Origin of the sequence: Psychrosphaera ytuae (genome assembly GCF_017638545.1) — a bacterium.
Taxonomy (GTDB): domain Bacteria; phylum Pseudomonadota; class Gammaproteobacteria; order Enterobacterales; family Alteromonadaceae; genus Psychrosphaera; species Psychrosphaera ytuae.
Genome location: NZ_CP072110.1, coordinates 2610731 through 2625888 on the forward strand (window position 1 = coordinate 2610731; position 15158 = coordinate 2625888).

11 protein-coding genes are annotated in these 15158 nt (G+C 42.6%); 6 read left to right on the plus strand and 5 right to left on the minus strand.

Going from position 1 to position 15158, the window contains the following annotated elements:
• Positions 1-122 precede the first annotated feature (122 nt).
• Positions 123-1919 carry an EAL domain-containing protein gene (locus tag J1N51_RS11620; protein ID WP_208831432.1) on the plus strand — a complete coding sequence of 599 codons (1797 nt, stop codon included), beginning with the start codon at positions 123-125 and terminating at the stop codon, positions 1917-1919.
• 55 nt (positions 1920-1974) lie between these two features.
• Complete coding sequence (locus J1N51_RS11625) at positions 1975-3768, plus strand: GGDEF domain-containing phosphodiesterase (protein ID WP_208831433.1); 1794 nt, start codon at positions 1975-1977, stop codon at positions 3766-3768.
• Here J1N51_RS11625 and J1N51_RS11630 read toward each other — a convergent pair.
• Positions 3749-4801, minus strand: coding sequence for a formimidoylglutamase (locus J1N51_RS11630; RefSeq protein WP_208831434.1), 1053 nt, complete (start codon positions 4799-4801; stop codon positions 3749-3751). The genes J1N51_RS11625 and J1N51_RS11630 overlap by 20 nt on opposite strands.
• Positions 4802-4807: 6 nt before the next feature.
• A complete protein-coding gene (gene rraA, locus J1N51_RS11635; protein WP_208831435.1) occupies positions 4808-5293 on the minus strand; it encodes a ribonuclease E activity regulator RraA in 486 nt (161 codons plus the stop codon).
• A gap of 342 nt (positions 5294-5635) precedes the next feature.
• Here rraA and J1N51_RS11640 point away from each other — a divergent pair, with 342 nt between their 5' ends.
• The 3 genes from J1N51_RS11640 to J1N51_RS11650 all read left to right on the plus strand — a co-directional run bounded on the left by J1N51_RS11640 (position 5636) and on the right by J1N51_RS11650 (position 8892).
• Positions 5636-6724 carry an RNA polymerase sigma factor gene (locus tag J1N51_RS11640; protein ID WP_208831436.1) on the plus strand — a complete coding sequence of 363 codons (1089 nt, stop codon included), beginning with the start codon at positions 5636-5638 and terminating at the stop codon, positions 6722-6724.
• Positions 6725-6945: 221 nt separating this feature from the next.
• Positions 6946-7800 carry a hypothetical protein gene (locus J1N51_RS11645; RefSeq protein WP_208831437.1) on the plus strand — a complete coding sequence of 285 codons (855 nt, stop codon included), beginning with the start codon at positions 6946-6948 and terminating at the stop codon, positions 7798-7800.
• A gap of 9 nt (positions 7801-7809) precedes the next feature.
• Positions 7810-8892: a DUF4785 domain-containing protein gene (locus tag J1N51_RS11650; RefSeq protein WP_208831438.1), complete on the plus strand. Its 1083-nt coding sequence runs from the start codon at positions 7810-7812 to the stop codon at positions 8890-8892.
• An 82-nt stretch (positions 8893-8974) separates the two neighbouring features.
• On the opposite strand, the gene purH is transcribed toward J1N51_RS11650, so the two are convergent.
• From purH to dusB, 3 genes are all read right to left on the minus strand, one after another.
• Positions 8975-10576: a bifunctional phosphoribosylaminoimidazolecarboxamide formyltransferase/IMP cyclohydrolase gene (gene purH / locus J1N51_RS11655; protein WP_208831439.1), complete on the minus strand. Its 1602-nt coding sequence runs from the start codon at positions 10574-10576 to the stop codon at positions 8975-8977.
• 100 nt (positions 10577-10676) lie between these two features.
• Positions 10677-10967: a DNA-binding transcriptional regulator Fis gene (gene fis / locus J1N51_RS11660; RefSeq protein ID WP_208831440.1), complete on the minus strand. Its 291-nt coding sequence runs from the start codon at positions 10965-10967 to the stop codon at positions 10677-10679.
• A gap of 69 nt (positions 10968-11036) precedes the next feature.
• A complete protein-coding gene (dusB, locus tag J1N51_RS11665; RefSeq protein ID WP_208831441.1) occupies positions 11037-11999 on the minus strand; it encodes a tRNA dihydrouridine synthase DusB in 963 nt (320 codons plus the stop codon).
• A 423-nt stretch (positions 12000-12422) separates the two neighbouring features.
• Between dusB and J1N51_RS11670 the strand changes: the two genes are divergently transcribed.
• A complete protein-coding gene (locus tag J1N51_RS11670) occupies positions 12423-15047 on the plus strand; it encodes a TonB-dependent receptor plug domain-containing protein (protein ID WP_408635848.1) in 2625 nt (874 codons plus the stop codon).
• Positions 15048-15158: the final 111 nt, after the last annotated feature.

Consider the following 15158-nt stretch of genomic DNA (forward strand, 5'->3'; position numbering starts at 1 on the left):
TCCTCTTAATAAGCCTATTTCTTACTTTTTGTTTTTCTAAAGCTCACGCTACTGACTTAATTCTACAACCTGAGGTTTATGGGTTTGATCAAAATACACTCATCCTGATTGTGGCAATTTTTTTGGCTGGCTTATTGGCCATAATGGCTTATGGCAAGTGGATCACTATGTCTCTGACATTTCACAATAACCGCCGTCAAACCTTTATCGATTCATTGATGGAAAACACCAAAGAAGGCATATGGATAGCCAACAAAGACCGAGAAATCGAGCAAGTAAACAATGCCTTTACGGAGATAACCGGGATCAAGTCAGAAGACGCCTTAAACAAGTGTTTCAAAATCATGAAAGACTCAGGGCGAAATTACGAAGTCGAAAATCTCATATGGCAAGAAGTCGTAAAGTCTGGGTTTTGGCATGGCGAAATTTGGAGTTATCGAGAAGATGGCCAGCGTGTTTCATTTGATATGTCGGTAACTCGGGTGAGTACTGAAAGTAAGTTATCGAAGAAAATTGACATAAAATATGTCGGCATGATCACAGATGTCACTGACCGCAAGCAAAATGAGCAAGCTATGCACCAGCTTGCAACACGAGACCAGCTAACTACGTTGCCGAACCGTACTTTGTTTGTCGAATACATCAAACACTCAATCTCGACGGTCCAATCTAATTTGCCTCATTTTGCCATTGCTTTTATTGACTTAGATCACTTTAAAAAGGTCAACACGAGTATTGGCTTGTTGCAAGGAGATAAGCTAATCAAACAAGTCGCAGACCGATTAACCGCAGTACTAGATCCTAGTTTGACGTTGGCGCGACTCGGTGGTGATGAATTTGCACTACTAATTCCAGGTCACCTGTGTGGAAATAACCCCATTTTTTATATCAAGCGAGTCGTAGCAGATATTCAACAGGAGTTTGAAAGTGTATTTGTACTTGATGACGCAGAAGTGAATATGACCACAAGCATTGGCGTATCCATATTTCCAAACCACGGTACTAAAGCGGATCAGTTAATGCGATGTGCTGATACGGCACTAAACCGAGTTAAAATTTCTGGCCGCAATAGTGCGCTTATCTTTGATCATTTGATGGATGATATTACATCTGACCAGCTCAATATAGAAAGTGAACTCGTCGCAGCGATAAGTAACCGTGAGTTAGTTGTGTTTTATCAACCTGTTTATCATACGCAGCATCACAGTATTTCCGGCTTTGAGGCCTTAGTTCGTTGGCAAAGTCCTGTACGTGGTTTGGTACCACCTGATCAATTTATACCCATAGCAGAACAAAACGGCCTAATTCGGCAATTAGACTTTTACGTCTTAGAACAAGCGTTAATCAAAGCAGAGGAGTGGCGGCAACAAGGCGTGCTAAAAGGACGAATAGCGGTTAATATCTCCTCTATAAACTTTCAACAGGCTGATTTTGTTGAACAAGTTTCACAATTAGTTAATAAGGTAAATGGCGATTGTAATTTTATTGAGCTTGAGTTGACCGAGACCGCCATGATGAAGGGAGCAGACTTAGTCTCAAAAAATATTGATAGCCTTAAAAACATGGGTTTTTCAATAGCGCTGGATGACTTTGGTACGGGCTACAGCTCGCTGTTACATTTACGTCAGTTTAATATCGATAAGGTAAAGATTGATCGAAGCTTTACTAAAGAAATTGAGCTTTCTACTCAAGACCGAAATATAACATCAGTTATCATACAGTTAGCCAATGCTTTATCCATAGAAGTAGTTGCAGAAGGGGTCGAAAATGAAACTCAGGCCTACATTTTGCACGTTATGGGGTGCTTTTTACTGCAAGGTTACTTAGTCAGTAGGCCATTGCCTGAAGCGCAGTTAATGATGTTTTTGGAAAAAGAAATCGAATATCTTAAGAAAGTTACCGAGAAAGCAGAGTCATGACAAACAGTAACATTAGCAGGTCGAGTTAAGTTGTACCGTCACAGGAAAATTATAAATGTTTGACATAAGTGAGTTTTATTTAGCAGCAGGCATACTATCAACGCTTTTGGTCGTGGTAGGTGCACTGACGTTATTACTCAAAAAACAAGAAAATTGGTTGGTTATTATTTCTCTTATTTTGGGTAATGCGTTTTGTTATGCAGTGCTATTTGCCAATGTAAATCACGAGATTAAAAACGTCTTACTTTTGTCTTCGGCAGTTACTGCATTATTTGCAGCGCCATTTGTTTGGCGCGAAATGCTAGTTAAGCCCTTAGATTATCCAGTTCAATGGACACTGCAATTGACGGTACTGAGCATCCTCATTGCCAATCAATTCTTGCTTAAGTCGTCGTTAATATTGGTGACGCCTATCATTTTAGTTAGTGTTGGAGTGATATTTAGCTGTATTTTCGATTTTAGAGCGCTGAGCCATGTTCATGAAGAAACCAAACACGAATTAGACGCTAAACGTGTTGCGGTTGGCCTTGATCTAGCCACGGGTTTACCTAACAAACTCGCGTTTTCTGAGCGTATTGAAAAGTGGCTGTTTGTTCATCCAAATGAAAAAATCAATATCGTGGTCTTTAAGTTTACTCGCTTTAATGAGCTCAATGCCTTAATAGGCCACAACAACGCTGACCTTGTAAAAATTCAACTAATCACTCGCTTAAAAGCCAGCTTGGCCAAAAATCAGAGTGTCCTTAATTTATCTGATGGCTTTGATTTGGCGCCATTTGCTACGGTAGGTGGAGTTGATTTTGCAACGGCAATTCGAGCTGACAAAAACAACTTTGCGACAGAAAGTTTTATTGGTTTGTTAAAAACCACAATTAAAGAGCCTATTGTAGTTGATTCAACAGCGGTCGATGTCGGTATTCAATTTGGTATCGCCTCTTACCCCAGCCAAGCTCAATCGGTTGAACACCTAATAGAAAATGCGTATATCGCAATGAACTTAGCTCAAAACACGGATAGCTCTGTTTATTTCGACCAAAAACAACAAAGCGACATCGTTGTGAATCGCACCATCATTAGCCAATTGAAAGAAGATTTGAAACAACAACGCTTTATTTTATATGTACAACCTCAGGTAGCATTAAATTCGAAGCAGGTCGTCGGTGGTGAAGTTTTGGTCCGTTGGAATAGGGAAGACAAAGGGATTGTCAGTGCTGATGAATTTATTCGTTTAGCGGAGCAGTCTGGAATTATTTATCAGCTCAACTTATGGGCTATAGAGATGGCAATAAAAACCTTATCTGACTTTAAAGAAAAAGGCTTACCTCAGACGCTTTCGGTAAACGTGTCCAATCGCGAGTTGTTTCAGTCTCAGCTTGTTGAGACTGTGTTGGGTTTGCTCGAAAAATATATGGTTGAGCCAGAAAAGTTAGTAATAGAAGTAAAAGAGTCTGCTTTTGCGATCAACCAACACAAAGCCTTAAAGGTTGCACGGTTGTTCCAACAAGCAGGTGTTAAAGTTGCCATTGATGATTTTGGTAAAGATCGCACAGCGATTGGCACCTTTAATAACTTTACTCCTTACTACCTCAAAGTAGACTGTCGTCATTTATCGTCAGGCAAACCTGGTGAACAAATAAATACCTATATCAATGCTATTATTGGTATGGCGAAAACCCTGCAGTTGCCAGTGATTGCACAAGGCATAGAGGCAGAAACAACAGAAACCCAATTGTTAGACTTGGGCTGCGATGTCGGCCAAGGCTTTTTATACAGCAAGCCGTTTGAGTTGGAAGGCTTTTCGGTTTGGCTGGAGCAGTGGAAACGCAACCTTAACCGGTTCGACTCGTAACATAGCTATAAATGAGTTGGGTCAACAACTGTCCCGACTCTAGCGCCTTATGACCTGGGGGCTCGTTGTCATCAGGTGCGGCCTCACATAAGTGCAAATAACGACATTGTTCGCTGTTGGCAAACGTAGAGACAAACCGCATCGCTTGTTCACTAGAAAAACCCGTCAGAGAATAAGCACTTGCCGGAATGTGCTTGATGCTGTCTACGTCAACCTCGATACCTGTGACCTGTTCGGTTTCGATGTAGCCTAGGGCTTCTTCAAGCGCATCGTCATAAGATATAGACCGACGGACAAACAATTGCTGATATGAATAAAACGGGAATTGCGCCGCCATCAAGCTTTCAATGGATTCTTGGTTGTTCTTTTGTTCGTGCAATCCCATAACGCAATACTTTGACATAAAGCCGTGGTGGTGAGCATATCGGAAAGGGTTGCCAGAATGGCGTCCTTCCATTGCCCTAAAATCGGCATGTGGATCTAAATTCACACAACCTACCTTTTGGCCTAAAGCACTATAAGCAGACTTGATGATGGGGTAGGCATTGTTGTGCCCGCCACCGATCACAATGACTTGTAAATCATGTTGAAAAATAGGGCTAAGTACATCAACGACCCTTTGATCGAGCTGGGCGACGAGATCGCGCAAACTGGTTAGTTTATGATCTGAGATATCTGCGACATTGCTTTGCTTTTCAAGCTCTTCAACGTCAACGCTACCAATTAACATGACCTGAGACCAATCAAAAAACTGGTTACTTTGTTGATTCAGGAATACGGGTAAAAACTGTTGCCAAGCGTGTTTGGCACCGCCTTTACCACAATTGGCTCTAGGCCCGATATCTTCGGGGATACCAACTATGACAAATTTAACCCCTTGTTGTTTTGCCTTTTTTAAGTTTTCATCAAGCGTGAGTGATGAATCAGGTAAGACAATATCGTCCGCTACATGCCGCTCGTTTGCTCGGCGGTTTTGATACGACGCTACATCCGAGGTTTCGGTGTAGTTAAAAAACAAAGGTTGCACGTTCATATTTGGTTATTCGATATCGAGAGGGTCTGCAGATAAAATAGTGCCTGTGCTGTCGGCATAAAGATGATCATCGGGCAAAAAAGTCACGCCTGCAAAATTAACTGCCACATCTTCTTCGCCAATGCCTTGATCCTCGGCGTTCACCGGTGTCGAGTTAAGGGCTAGAATACCAATACTATATTCTTCTAATGCATCGACTTCACGTACGCTGCCATAACAAACAATACCTTCCCAGTTATTCTCGGTCGCTAGTTCGGCCATTTCGGCATCGATCAAGCCACGGCGAGTTGAGCCGCCACCATCGATGACTAAAACTCGACCTCGACCATCTTGCTCTAAAATAGTCGCTATAAGTGCATTGTCTTCAAAGCACTTGACGGTTTGAACTTGTCCACCAAAAGAGGTGGTGCCACCGTAATGCTCAAAAATAGGATCAAGTACATCTACTTGCTCCGCAAACGTGTCACACAACTCAGACGTATTGTATTGCATATAGACCTCGAATATTTAGCCAAAGACCCACGAAAAGTATAGAGCTTTCTTGGAGTTACTGCCCAAGTATATATGTCATTAGTACATATACAAGGGACGAAAACCTGATAATCCGACCCAGATCAATAAAACAGAAAATATATGTCACGTTTTTCTCACTCACGGTGACTAGTAATAGAAGCTTGAATTTATTCACCATGGCTTATCCAAAGTCTATCGCGCAGGGCGATGACAAGAAAACATTTAAGGCATAACAAAATGAACAGAATACGAGTATTAAAAAACGCGATTTCAGTTACACTTTTATTAACAGAACAAGCGGCGCGATAGGGAGAAAACACCATGAATACAATGACTCAGGATGTACAAGCTGCTACTGCAGGTGACTCTAAAGCTTTTGAGCGATTGATTGATAGCTGTAAAAACACGGTGACATCTATCGCGCTTTCTATTGTCAAAGATGTCGATGCCAGTGAAGAAGTGGCGCAACGTGTTTTTATCAATTGTTGGCAAAACCTCGCGGCTTTGAAAAATCCTGATAGCTTCTTGCCTTGGGTACGCCAGACTTCGCGTCATTTGTCTCTAAACTATTTACGAGACAATAAAGTGTCGCAACGCACATCAAGCGAAGAAGCGGACCAAATATTTATGGAATTTTGTAATGAACAAGCAAGTTTGGAGCACGCGCTTAACGCTGAACAGTGCCATGTTATTGTTCAAAAATTAATAGATGACTTGCCATCAGAATCGCGCGAAGTTGTTCTTCTTTACTATCGCGAGCAGGAATCGAGTCAACATGTTGCTAATTTGTTGGGGATTTCTGAAGTATCGGTCAGAAAAAAGCTTTCTAGAGCAAGAGGCAAATTAAAAGAGAGTCTACTGAAACGATACGGTCAAGTTATTCTATCTACTGTACCGGCAGTTTCTTTCGCATCTATCACTTTAGCCGCGGCAACGTCATCTCCTAAAGCGATGGCTGCGGTATCAGTAGGTCAATCCACAGGGTGGTTTGGTAAATTGTCCGTGCTATTTAGTGGCGCCATGTTGGCATCTTTTGTGGGAGTTTTGGCGGTGTTTTTTTCCCACAAAGTGGTCGAAAAACGCCTTCAATATGAGTCAGACAAACAACTACTCAGAAAAGTTCGGAATCTACAAATTGGTTGGTTGTTGATCTTCGGTGTCTGCTTTGCACTTTCTTTTGAGCTTAGTGACGGATTTATCTGGCCGATACTCACGTACTCTCTGTTTGCCGTTGGTTTGAGTATATTAATCAGACGAGCCCAACAGATAACGATAGCGGCAATTCAGCAGAGCAAGGAACTTTCGACCGTTAACAACCGCTGGGGATTGATTGGCTTGTTTGGTGGATTGTTAACAGGATTTTTGGGCATGATCATTGGACTGATTGGCAGTGGTAGGCTAACTTTATAACCTTGTAATTACTATAAAAAATTTTTAAGAGGTTTGGGGCGACCTGAACCTTTTTTTCATTCTGTTGGAAAATATTTCCCCTTAACTTTACCTGTTTGGCAAACATAAACCTTAAGATGTTGCTTTTTCTGTTAGTTTTTCTATCTTATGTTCTGAGGTCGCACCTCCGATCTCAATATAAAAATAAAATATAAATCCAAATATCAAACAGGAAACAAAAAATGAAGATACTAAAAACAGGGCTCATTGCAGCTTGCCTGCTGTGCTGCCATGCATTTGCGAATGAAGGAGTCGCATTTGTCCATGGCACAGGAAAACAAACTAACGCTTATGATGATTATTGGACTGGGTCATTCATAACAAAGGTCACCGCGGGGTTACCCAACTCAAGCAACTTTACGGTGATAAACTGCGATTTTGAGCAGTATATGTGGGACTCTCGAGCTTCGGGATGTCTTGCAGAGCAGTTAACTTCTTTTATCAACGCCAAAAATATCACAAGTTTGAAAGTGATTACCCACTCTAACGGCGGTAATGTGATGCGTTGGATTTTGTCTAACCCAACTTGGGATTCTAGATATCCTAATATCATCAACAAAACCTCTCGTGTTATTGCAGTTGCGCCTTCTAGTGGTGGTACACCATTGGCTGATGCGGTTGTCGCTGGTAATGGCTTTGAGCAGACATTGGGCTGGTTGTTGGGCTATGCGAGTGATGCAGTAAAAATGCAACAAGTTTCTTGGATGGCGTCATACAACCAAAGCTGGTTATACGGTACTCCTGGTCGACCCTCTTTACCTACGGTATTCGAAAACATTGTAGGTAGCGATGTTGATTCGGCGATTTGGGATGGCGATTCTTATTGCGGTGGTTATCAAAACCAAGTTGCACTTGAAGTGACTCAAAATTGGTTGGATTCCTGCTCAGACGGCTTTTTAAATTGCTCATCACAGTCACTTGCCGGTTCGACATGGTTTGTCGATAAGAGTCGAACTCGTGGTAGAGAGCCGCTAAGTCATCAGCAAAGTCGCCGTGATTGCTTTAATTTACCTTCCATCATTAGCAGCCGTATTTAGGAGCCAGTTATGAAAACGTTATTATTATCAGTCATAGCGGTCGCAGTTACGGTTGCTGTTGCAAGCCCAAAAGTTTTGGCCGAGCCAACAGTGTTTCAGTGGAAAAATCCACAAGCTGAAAAACCTAAAAAAGCAGATAAACTCAAAAAGTCGAGCCAAGAATATTGGCAAACGGTATCGGGTAAAGAGTTAAAAGAGGGGGTCGCTTTGTCGATCACTCAAGCTGAACATTTAATTCGCGTTGCGCCTAAAGCTCAATATCAGCAAGGCCAGGTCATCAAGCCAAGAGGCCTTGATATGAAGCAACTCAAATTATTGGACAAACAAACGCGAAAAGCCATGCCGACAAAAATGAACGCAAGCCAACAGCAAATGCGACAGGCTGGGTTTGACGATGACAGCGTGGCGTTGCGAAGTGAGTCAGTGAGCAGCAACCCAATTTTAATGACGGAACAGGGATTGAGCGACAACGAGAAATATCTTATTCATGTTATTGAAAAAGGCAGTAGATATTCTCTAACTACTGAAAGTGACTTTGACAAAAGTAACCGCAGCCGAGCACTTAACTTTAAGTTAGATATGAATGGGGTCAAACCAGACAAAAAACAGGTTAAGCTCAAGCTTCACGGCCCTGATTCAGAATTCGTCAATGTCGAGCTTGAAGGTGACCAAGTCGTGTTTGACCAACCATTGCGTCAGCTTGGTGCAATTAATGGTTTTTATGAAGTTGAAGCGTTAGTTTCGATGGAAATGAACGGCCAAATCATCAAACGCTCCGTTAAGGTGCCATTTGCCAATACGATGGAAACCATTCAGATGACGTCTGAGTCATACGAAGTGAATGGCAATCAAGTAACTGTGACGATACCAGTTAGTACTGAGATGCCAGGGCGTTATGCGATTAAAGCAACCCTAGCCCAAGTGGGTAAAGGCAAAGTTAAGCGCATCGCTACTTTAGAGGTGGCTGATGAGTTTAAATATGGCGGTGAGTTTGTACTGCCGTTTAAACTCAATAAAAAGGCCAAAGGCAAATATACCTTGGTTGATATAGAGTTTACCGATCAAACTCGAATGATGAAATTTGCGTTATAAGCGCAAGCGAAATCAGCAATAAAAAAGGGCCAATGCATTCACATTGGCCCTTTTGGTATTTAATACTTTAGCTAATTAGATATTAGTGGCGGAAGTGACGCATGCCAGTAAATACCATCGCAATTCCGTGTTCGTCCGCTGCGGCGATAACTTCCTCATCGCGCATTGAACCACCCGGTTGAATGATTGCTTTGATACCTGCTTCTGCGGCTGCATCAATACCATCACGGAATGGGAAGAATGCATCCGAAGCCATAACTGACCCTGGTACTTCTAAGCCTTCATCTGCAGCTTTAATACCCGCAATTTTAGCAGAGTAAACACGGCTCATTTGGCCAGCGCCTACACCGATAGTCATACCGTCTTTGGCGTAAACAATTGCGTTTGATTTAACGAATTTAGCGACTTTCCAGCAGAACAATAAGTCTTTAAGTTGTTCTTCCGTAGGTTGAACTTTAGAAACCACTTTCAAGTCATCTAGAGTGATCATGCCTTGGTCACGGTCTTGAACTAACAAACCACCGTTCACACGCTTGATATCAGGCGCGGTTGTTTTAGTTGACCAATAACCACACTCCAATAAACGAACGTTCTTTTTAGCGGCAACGATTTGAGCGGCTTCTGAGCTGATTGCTGGAGCAATGATAACTTCAACAAACTGACGTGAAACAATTGCTTCTGCCGTGTCAGCGTCTAATTCACGGTTAAAGGCGATGATGCCACCGAATGCAGACGTTGGGTCTGTTTTAAAGGCGCGGTCGTAAGCAGCAAGAATTGATTCATCAACTGCAACACCACACGGGTTGGCATGTTTAACAATAACACATGCCGGTTGATCGAATTCTTTAACACATTCAAGCGCTGCGTCTGTATCAGCGATGTTGTTGTAAGAAAGGGCTTTACCTTGTAGCTGCTTGGCGGTCGAAATTGATGCTTCCATTTCACCTTGAGTGCCATTTTCTGTGTAGAAGGCAGCTGCTTGGTGAGAGTTTTCGCCGTAACGCATTTCTAGCTTTTTGCTAAATTGCATGTTTACTGTACGAGGGAATTTCGACTGCTCGACTTCGTCTTTGTTTTCTGAGTAGTCAGGAACCATAGTGCCGAAGTAGTTAGCAATCATGCCGTCGTATTGTGCTGTGTGCTCAAAAGCTGCAATAGCTAAATCAAAACGCGTTTCGAATGTTGTTGCGCCAGAGTTAGCGTTTAATTCTTCAGTGATACGCGCATAGTCACTTGCATTTACCACAATGGTCACATCTTTGTGATTTTTGGCTGCTGCGCGAACCATAGTTGGACCACCGATGTCGATGTTTTCAACAGCATCTTCACGAGTACAGTCTGGGTTTGCTACCGTGTTAGCAAACGGATAAAGGTTAACAACGACCATATCGATAGCAGAGATATTGTTGTCTGCCATCACAGCTTCGTCTTGACCACGACGCGCTAAAATACCGCCGTGAATTTTAGGGTGAAGGGTTTTTACACGGCCGTCCATGATTTCAGGGTGACCCGTGTGATCAGAAACTTCAATTGCGTTTACGCCGTTTTCAGTAAGTAGTTTGAATGTTCCACCCGTTGATAAAATCTCAACTCCGTGAGATGCCAACGTGCGCGCGAATTCTACTATACCAGTTTTGTCTGACACGCTGATAAGAGCGCGGCGAACAGGTCGTAATGTATCCATTGAATATATAACCTTTATTTTTAAGTGTTGTAAGAATTTTAGTTCAGAAACAAAAAAGCACCTGTGAAGGTGCTTTTTGCGGGGCTCGGCCGCAGCCGAATTAGTTCATACCGTATTTCTTTAACTTCTTGCGAAGTGTGCCACGGTTAATGCCTAACATGTTCGCAGCTCTTGTTTGGTTGCCACGAGTGTAAGTCATAATCTCTTCTAGAAGTGGCTTTTCTAATTCAGACAAAACCAACTCATATACATCAGTAGAATCTTGACCATTTAACGTTTGTAAGTAGTTACGAACTGCTTTTTTAACTTCGTTGCGTAACGGCTGAGGCTTGTCAGCTGTTTGAATGTGCGCATTTGTAATGAACGGAGTTTGTACGTTTTGATCAAACATTGTTTACTTCTTCTCTCTAAAATTGTTAAGACTAAAATTGCTGTGTTGTGACCAGCAACTTGTTATCGATTAAATTTGGTCGAAATAGGCATTTAAGGTTTCGAGTTGAACATCGCCCGACTCAATTCCGTTAAACTGCTTCCGAAATGACCTATCCGTGTCATGATCCTCTAGGTACCACCCGACATGCTTTCTCGCAATCCGGGGCCCCATCACATCGCCATATAGTTGGTGCAAATTCGCGACATGCTCCAACAATATGCTACGAACCTCTTCCTTCTCTGGTGGCGCCAGAATGTGACCGGTACGTAAAAAATGGTCGACTTCACGAAAAATCCAAGGTCGACCCTGCGCAGCCCGTCCGATCATAAGACCGTCGGCATTGGTAAACGCTAAGACTTCCTTTGCTTGCTGAGGTGTTCTGATATCACCATTGGCAACCACAGGAATGCTTACCGCTTCCTTAATCTCTTTAATAGTGTGGTATTCCGCCTCGCCTTTGTACATGCAAGCTCGGGTTCGACCGTGTATCGCTAAACTTTGAATTCCATTCCGTTCGGCAATTTTCGCGATTTCCACACCATTTCGATTTTCCGGGTTCCAGCCAGTTCGGGTTTTTAACGTCACTGGCACGTCAACCGCACTCACCACAGCTTTGACGATCTTCTCGACCAATTCTGGATACTGCATTAACGCGGAACCCGCCATTTTCTTATTCACTTTTTTGGCCGGACATCCCATATTGATGTCGATGATCTGTGCACCGTTTTTAACGTTGAACACAGCCGCCTCTGCCATTAAGTCTGGATCCGCACCGGCGATTTGAACTGAACGTATGCCAGTTTCACCCATGTGGTCCATTCGGTTTAATGATTTGTCGGTCTTCCAAACTTTAGGGTTTGAAGACAACATTTCCGAAACCGCTAAGCCGGCACCCATACGTCGACATAATTGTCGAAATGGTCGATCTGTCACTCCAGCCATAGGTGCAACAATCAAATTGTTGTCTAGGGTGTAAGGACCAATCTGCATTTTATGAATACCTACCTAAAAAGACTATGAATAAAGGCTGTCCCAAAAAAGGGCGGCAAGTTTACTGTTTTTTGAGACAAAATCAAAGGTTGTTTTTTAAACAAATTTTGTGTTTTTTTCGGTCTTGAGTATTGACAAATTAGAATTGAATAAAAGTCTGAGAATAAGTGGTTAAAAAGTGACTAATTTTCTCTGAGAGAGTTATTTTTGTTGGGGTACAGTTTAGTTGTGTATAGTTATGAATAGGTATGCATAAATTAATCTAATCGCATACGACTTTAGGCTAATTTTTTCCAATTTAACTCACTAATACCTTGATATCCTTTCTGTATTTTGATTTATTGACTTGTAAGTCTATGAGTTCGTTTTAAAAACGTAAGTAGTACTTAGTAGACGGATTTTAACTTCTAACAAGGATATATCATGGAAAAGAAAGTTAGCTTTAGACGCGCACGCTTAGCGAGCGCAATCATGTTAGGTTTGGCGAGCACTGGGACTCTGGCTTTTGCTGAAGAAGCAAAAGTTGGTGAATCAGTGGAACGTATTCAAGTGACGGGTTCTCATATCAAGCGCCAAGACCTAGAAGGCCCATCTCCATTAACCTCCATTTCATCAGAAGACATTGCAAAAACAGGTGTTACTGATCTTATCGGCTTATTCACAAAACTACCGATTTCGGGTCAGGGCACGTTTTCTACTCAAGGCAACAGCTCAGATGACACAGCCAATGGTGGTTCAAGTGTATCGATTCGCGGTCTAGGTGCCGACTCTACGCTTATCTTAGTAAATGGCCGTCGTGTATCAGTGTCACCATTTGCTAAAGGCATAGACACAGCCTTTGTTGATATCAACAATATTCCTTTATCAGCGATTAAACGCGTTGATATTCTAAAAGACGGTGCATCAGCTACGTACGGCTCAGATGCGATTGCCGGTGTTATTAATATCGTATTGAAAGACGACTTTGAAGGCGTTGAGCTTTCTGCAAAAGTTGGCGGCACGAGCGATGGTGGCGGCGATGAACAAAACTTCAGTATGTTGTGGGGTAGCGGTGGCGACGGTGTAAATCACACGTTTATCGTTGATTACTACAAGCGCGGTGAAATTTTATATGCCGACCGTGACTATTCTCGCAGTGCTAACCAAGCAGGTTTAACGGGTCGCGCAGACGCGGTTGATTTTAGAAGTTCTTCAGGTTTCCCTGGTACAATCGCATTGCGTTCAGATCCAACTGACCGCATGCCAGATACGTTTGGCAATGATGTTTGTCCAGCAGACCAAATTGTGGGTGACTTGTGTCGCTATGACTATGCCCCTCACATGACAATGGTTCCATCGACAGAGCGCTTTAGCTTTAACTACATGGGTAGCTATGAAATTAATGACTCAGTTACTGCGTTTACCGAGTTAAACGGTCAGAATGCGCGTTCAACCATTAAAGGTGCGGGCAGCCCAAGTTTTAACGAATTGTTTATGGACGGCGACAACGTCAACCATCCATTTGCGAATGATCCAACTCATCCATACTACCAACAAGACCTAACGATGCGTCGTCGTATGGTAGATATCGGTAATCGTTTAAAAGAAGCAGATACCGACTATTACCGCTCAGTAATTGGTGTTAAAGGCTTTACCAATAACTGGGATTGGGAATTAGCGTACAGCTACATCAAAAATGAAACGACAGAGCAAGGCGTAGATGGCTTCCCTAATATGCGTCGCGTTCAAGAGGCCATTGACTCTGGTTTGTGGAATCCGTTTGAACCATCTGCAAACTCTGCAGAATCATTAGCGTATATCGAAACGACAACAAACCGTATAGGTAAGTCGACTAACCGTTCATTTGATGGTTCGATTTCTGGTTCTATCATGAATCTAGAGCACGGTGAGTTGATGTTAGGTGTAGGTTTTGAGCACCGTACTGAATCAATCAGCGATAACCCAGATGACCAATACATTCGCGGTGAGATCTTTGGTACTGAGGCAACACAAGCCAATGGCGAACGCGATAACAACGCTATCTTTGCGGAGTTAGGTGCGCCAATCCTAGAAAATCTAGAGATGCAATTTGCTATTCGTTATGAAGACTACAGTGACTTTGGTACAACAACCGATCCAAAAGTTGCGTTTTTGTGGGCGCCTTCAGAAGATATGACAGTCCGTGGTTCTTGGGGTACGGCATTTAGAGCACCGTCTTTACACCAGTTAGGTTTGGGTCGTACCGATGAGTCACCAAACTTAGTTGATACCGTACGCTGTAATGCAGTAGGAAATGTAAACAAAGCGTGTGAGCCGCAAGAGTACACGGCCGTATTTGAAGGTAACCCTGACCTAGGTCCAGAAGAGTCAGAAAGCTACAACGTAGGTGTTATCTACGAATTTGACAATAACCTAAGCTTCTCTGTGGATTACTACAACTACGCGATAGAGAACATCATCGATTCGGATACGCAGTTTGTATTCACAAACTTTGGTGCAGATCCTGCGGTTGTCGAGCGTATTCCAACAGCAGATCCTGCTGACCCAGGTGAAGTTGTGACGATTTTTGACTCGTTCCAAAATATCGGTGACTTAAATACGTCTGGTTTGGATATTGATATTCAATATGCGTTAGACACTGACATGGGTGCGTTTAACTTTAACTATGTGTTGAACTACGTACTTGAGTTTGAAGATCTTCGTCCAGGAGCTAATGGTGGTCAGCGTGTTAATGCTGTTGAAGGTGACTTTGAGCAGCCAGAGATACGTTGGACATTTAACTCGTCATGGGCAGTTGAAAACATGAGCGCAAGCTTAGCGGTTAACTATATTGGTGAGTTTGCAGGTAGTGCCGACGCAGGTTTTGCTGATAAGACGGTGGATGCGATGACGACGGTAGATGTCACTTACAGCTACTTAGTAGATGAGAACATGACACTTACTTTGGGTGTTACTAACTTGTTTAACGAAGAGCCACCATTCAGCCACCATGACTTCATGGGCTTTGTTAATTCAACGCACAGTGGTCAAGGCCGATTTGGTTATGCCAAAGTGGTATACAAGCTATAAACGTTACTTGACATAACACCATTTTGAAAAGCCAGCATTGCTGGCTTTTTTTGTGCGCGTTAATAATCAAAATTTAATTTTAGAACCATAAAAACAAAAGGTTACATTTAT

What these genes read in the sequence shown, in the direction of transcription:
- J1N51_RS11670 (WP_408635848.1), top strand. Translation starts at nt 12,423, where the DNA reads ATGGAAAAGAAAGTTAGCTTTAGACGCGCACGCTTAGCGAGCGCAATC.
- rraA (WP_208831435.1), bottom strand. Translation starts at nt 5,293, where the DNA reads ATGCAATACAATACGTCTGAGTTGTGTGACACGTTTGCGGAGCAAGTA.
- purH (WP_208831439.1), bottom strand. Translation starts at nt 10,576, where the DNA reads ATGGATACATTACGACCTGTTCGCCGCGCTCTTATCAGCGTGTCAGAC.
- J1N51_RS11640 (WP_208831436.1), top strand. Translation starts at nt 5,636, where the DNA reads ATGAATACAATGACTCAGGATGTACAAGCTGCTACTGCAGGTGACTCT.
- dusB (WP_208831441.1), bottom strand. Translation starts at nt 11,999, where the DNA reads ATGCAGATTGGTCCTTACACCCTAGACAACAATTTGATTGTTGCACCT.
- J1N51_RS11630 (WP_208831434.1), bottom strand. Translation starts at nt 4,801, where the DNA reads ATGAACGTGCAACCTTTGTTTTTTAACTACACCGAAACCTCGGATGTA.
- J1N51_RS11625 (WP_208831433.1), top strand. Translation starts at nt 1,975, where the DNA reads ATGTTTGACATAAGTGAGTTTTATTTAGCAGCAGGCATACTATCAACG.
- J1N51_RS11650 (WP_208831438.1), top strand. Translation starts at nt 7,810, where the DNA reads ATGAAAACGTTATTATTATCAGTCATAGCGGTCGCAGTTACGGTTGCT.
- fis (WP_208831440.1), bottom strand. Translation starts at nt 10,967, where the DNA reads ATGTTTGATCAAAACGTACAAACTCCGTTCATTACAAATGCGCACATT.
- J1N51_RS11645 (WP_208831437.1), top strand. Translation starts at nt 6,946, where the DNA reads ATGAAGATACTAAAAACAGGGCTCATTGCAGCTTGCCTGCTGTGCTGC.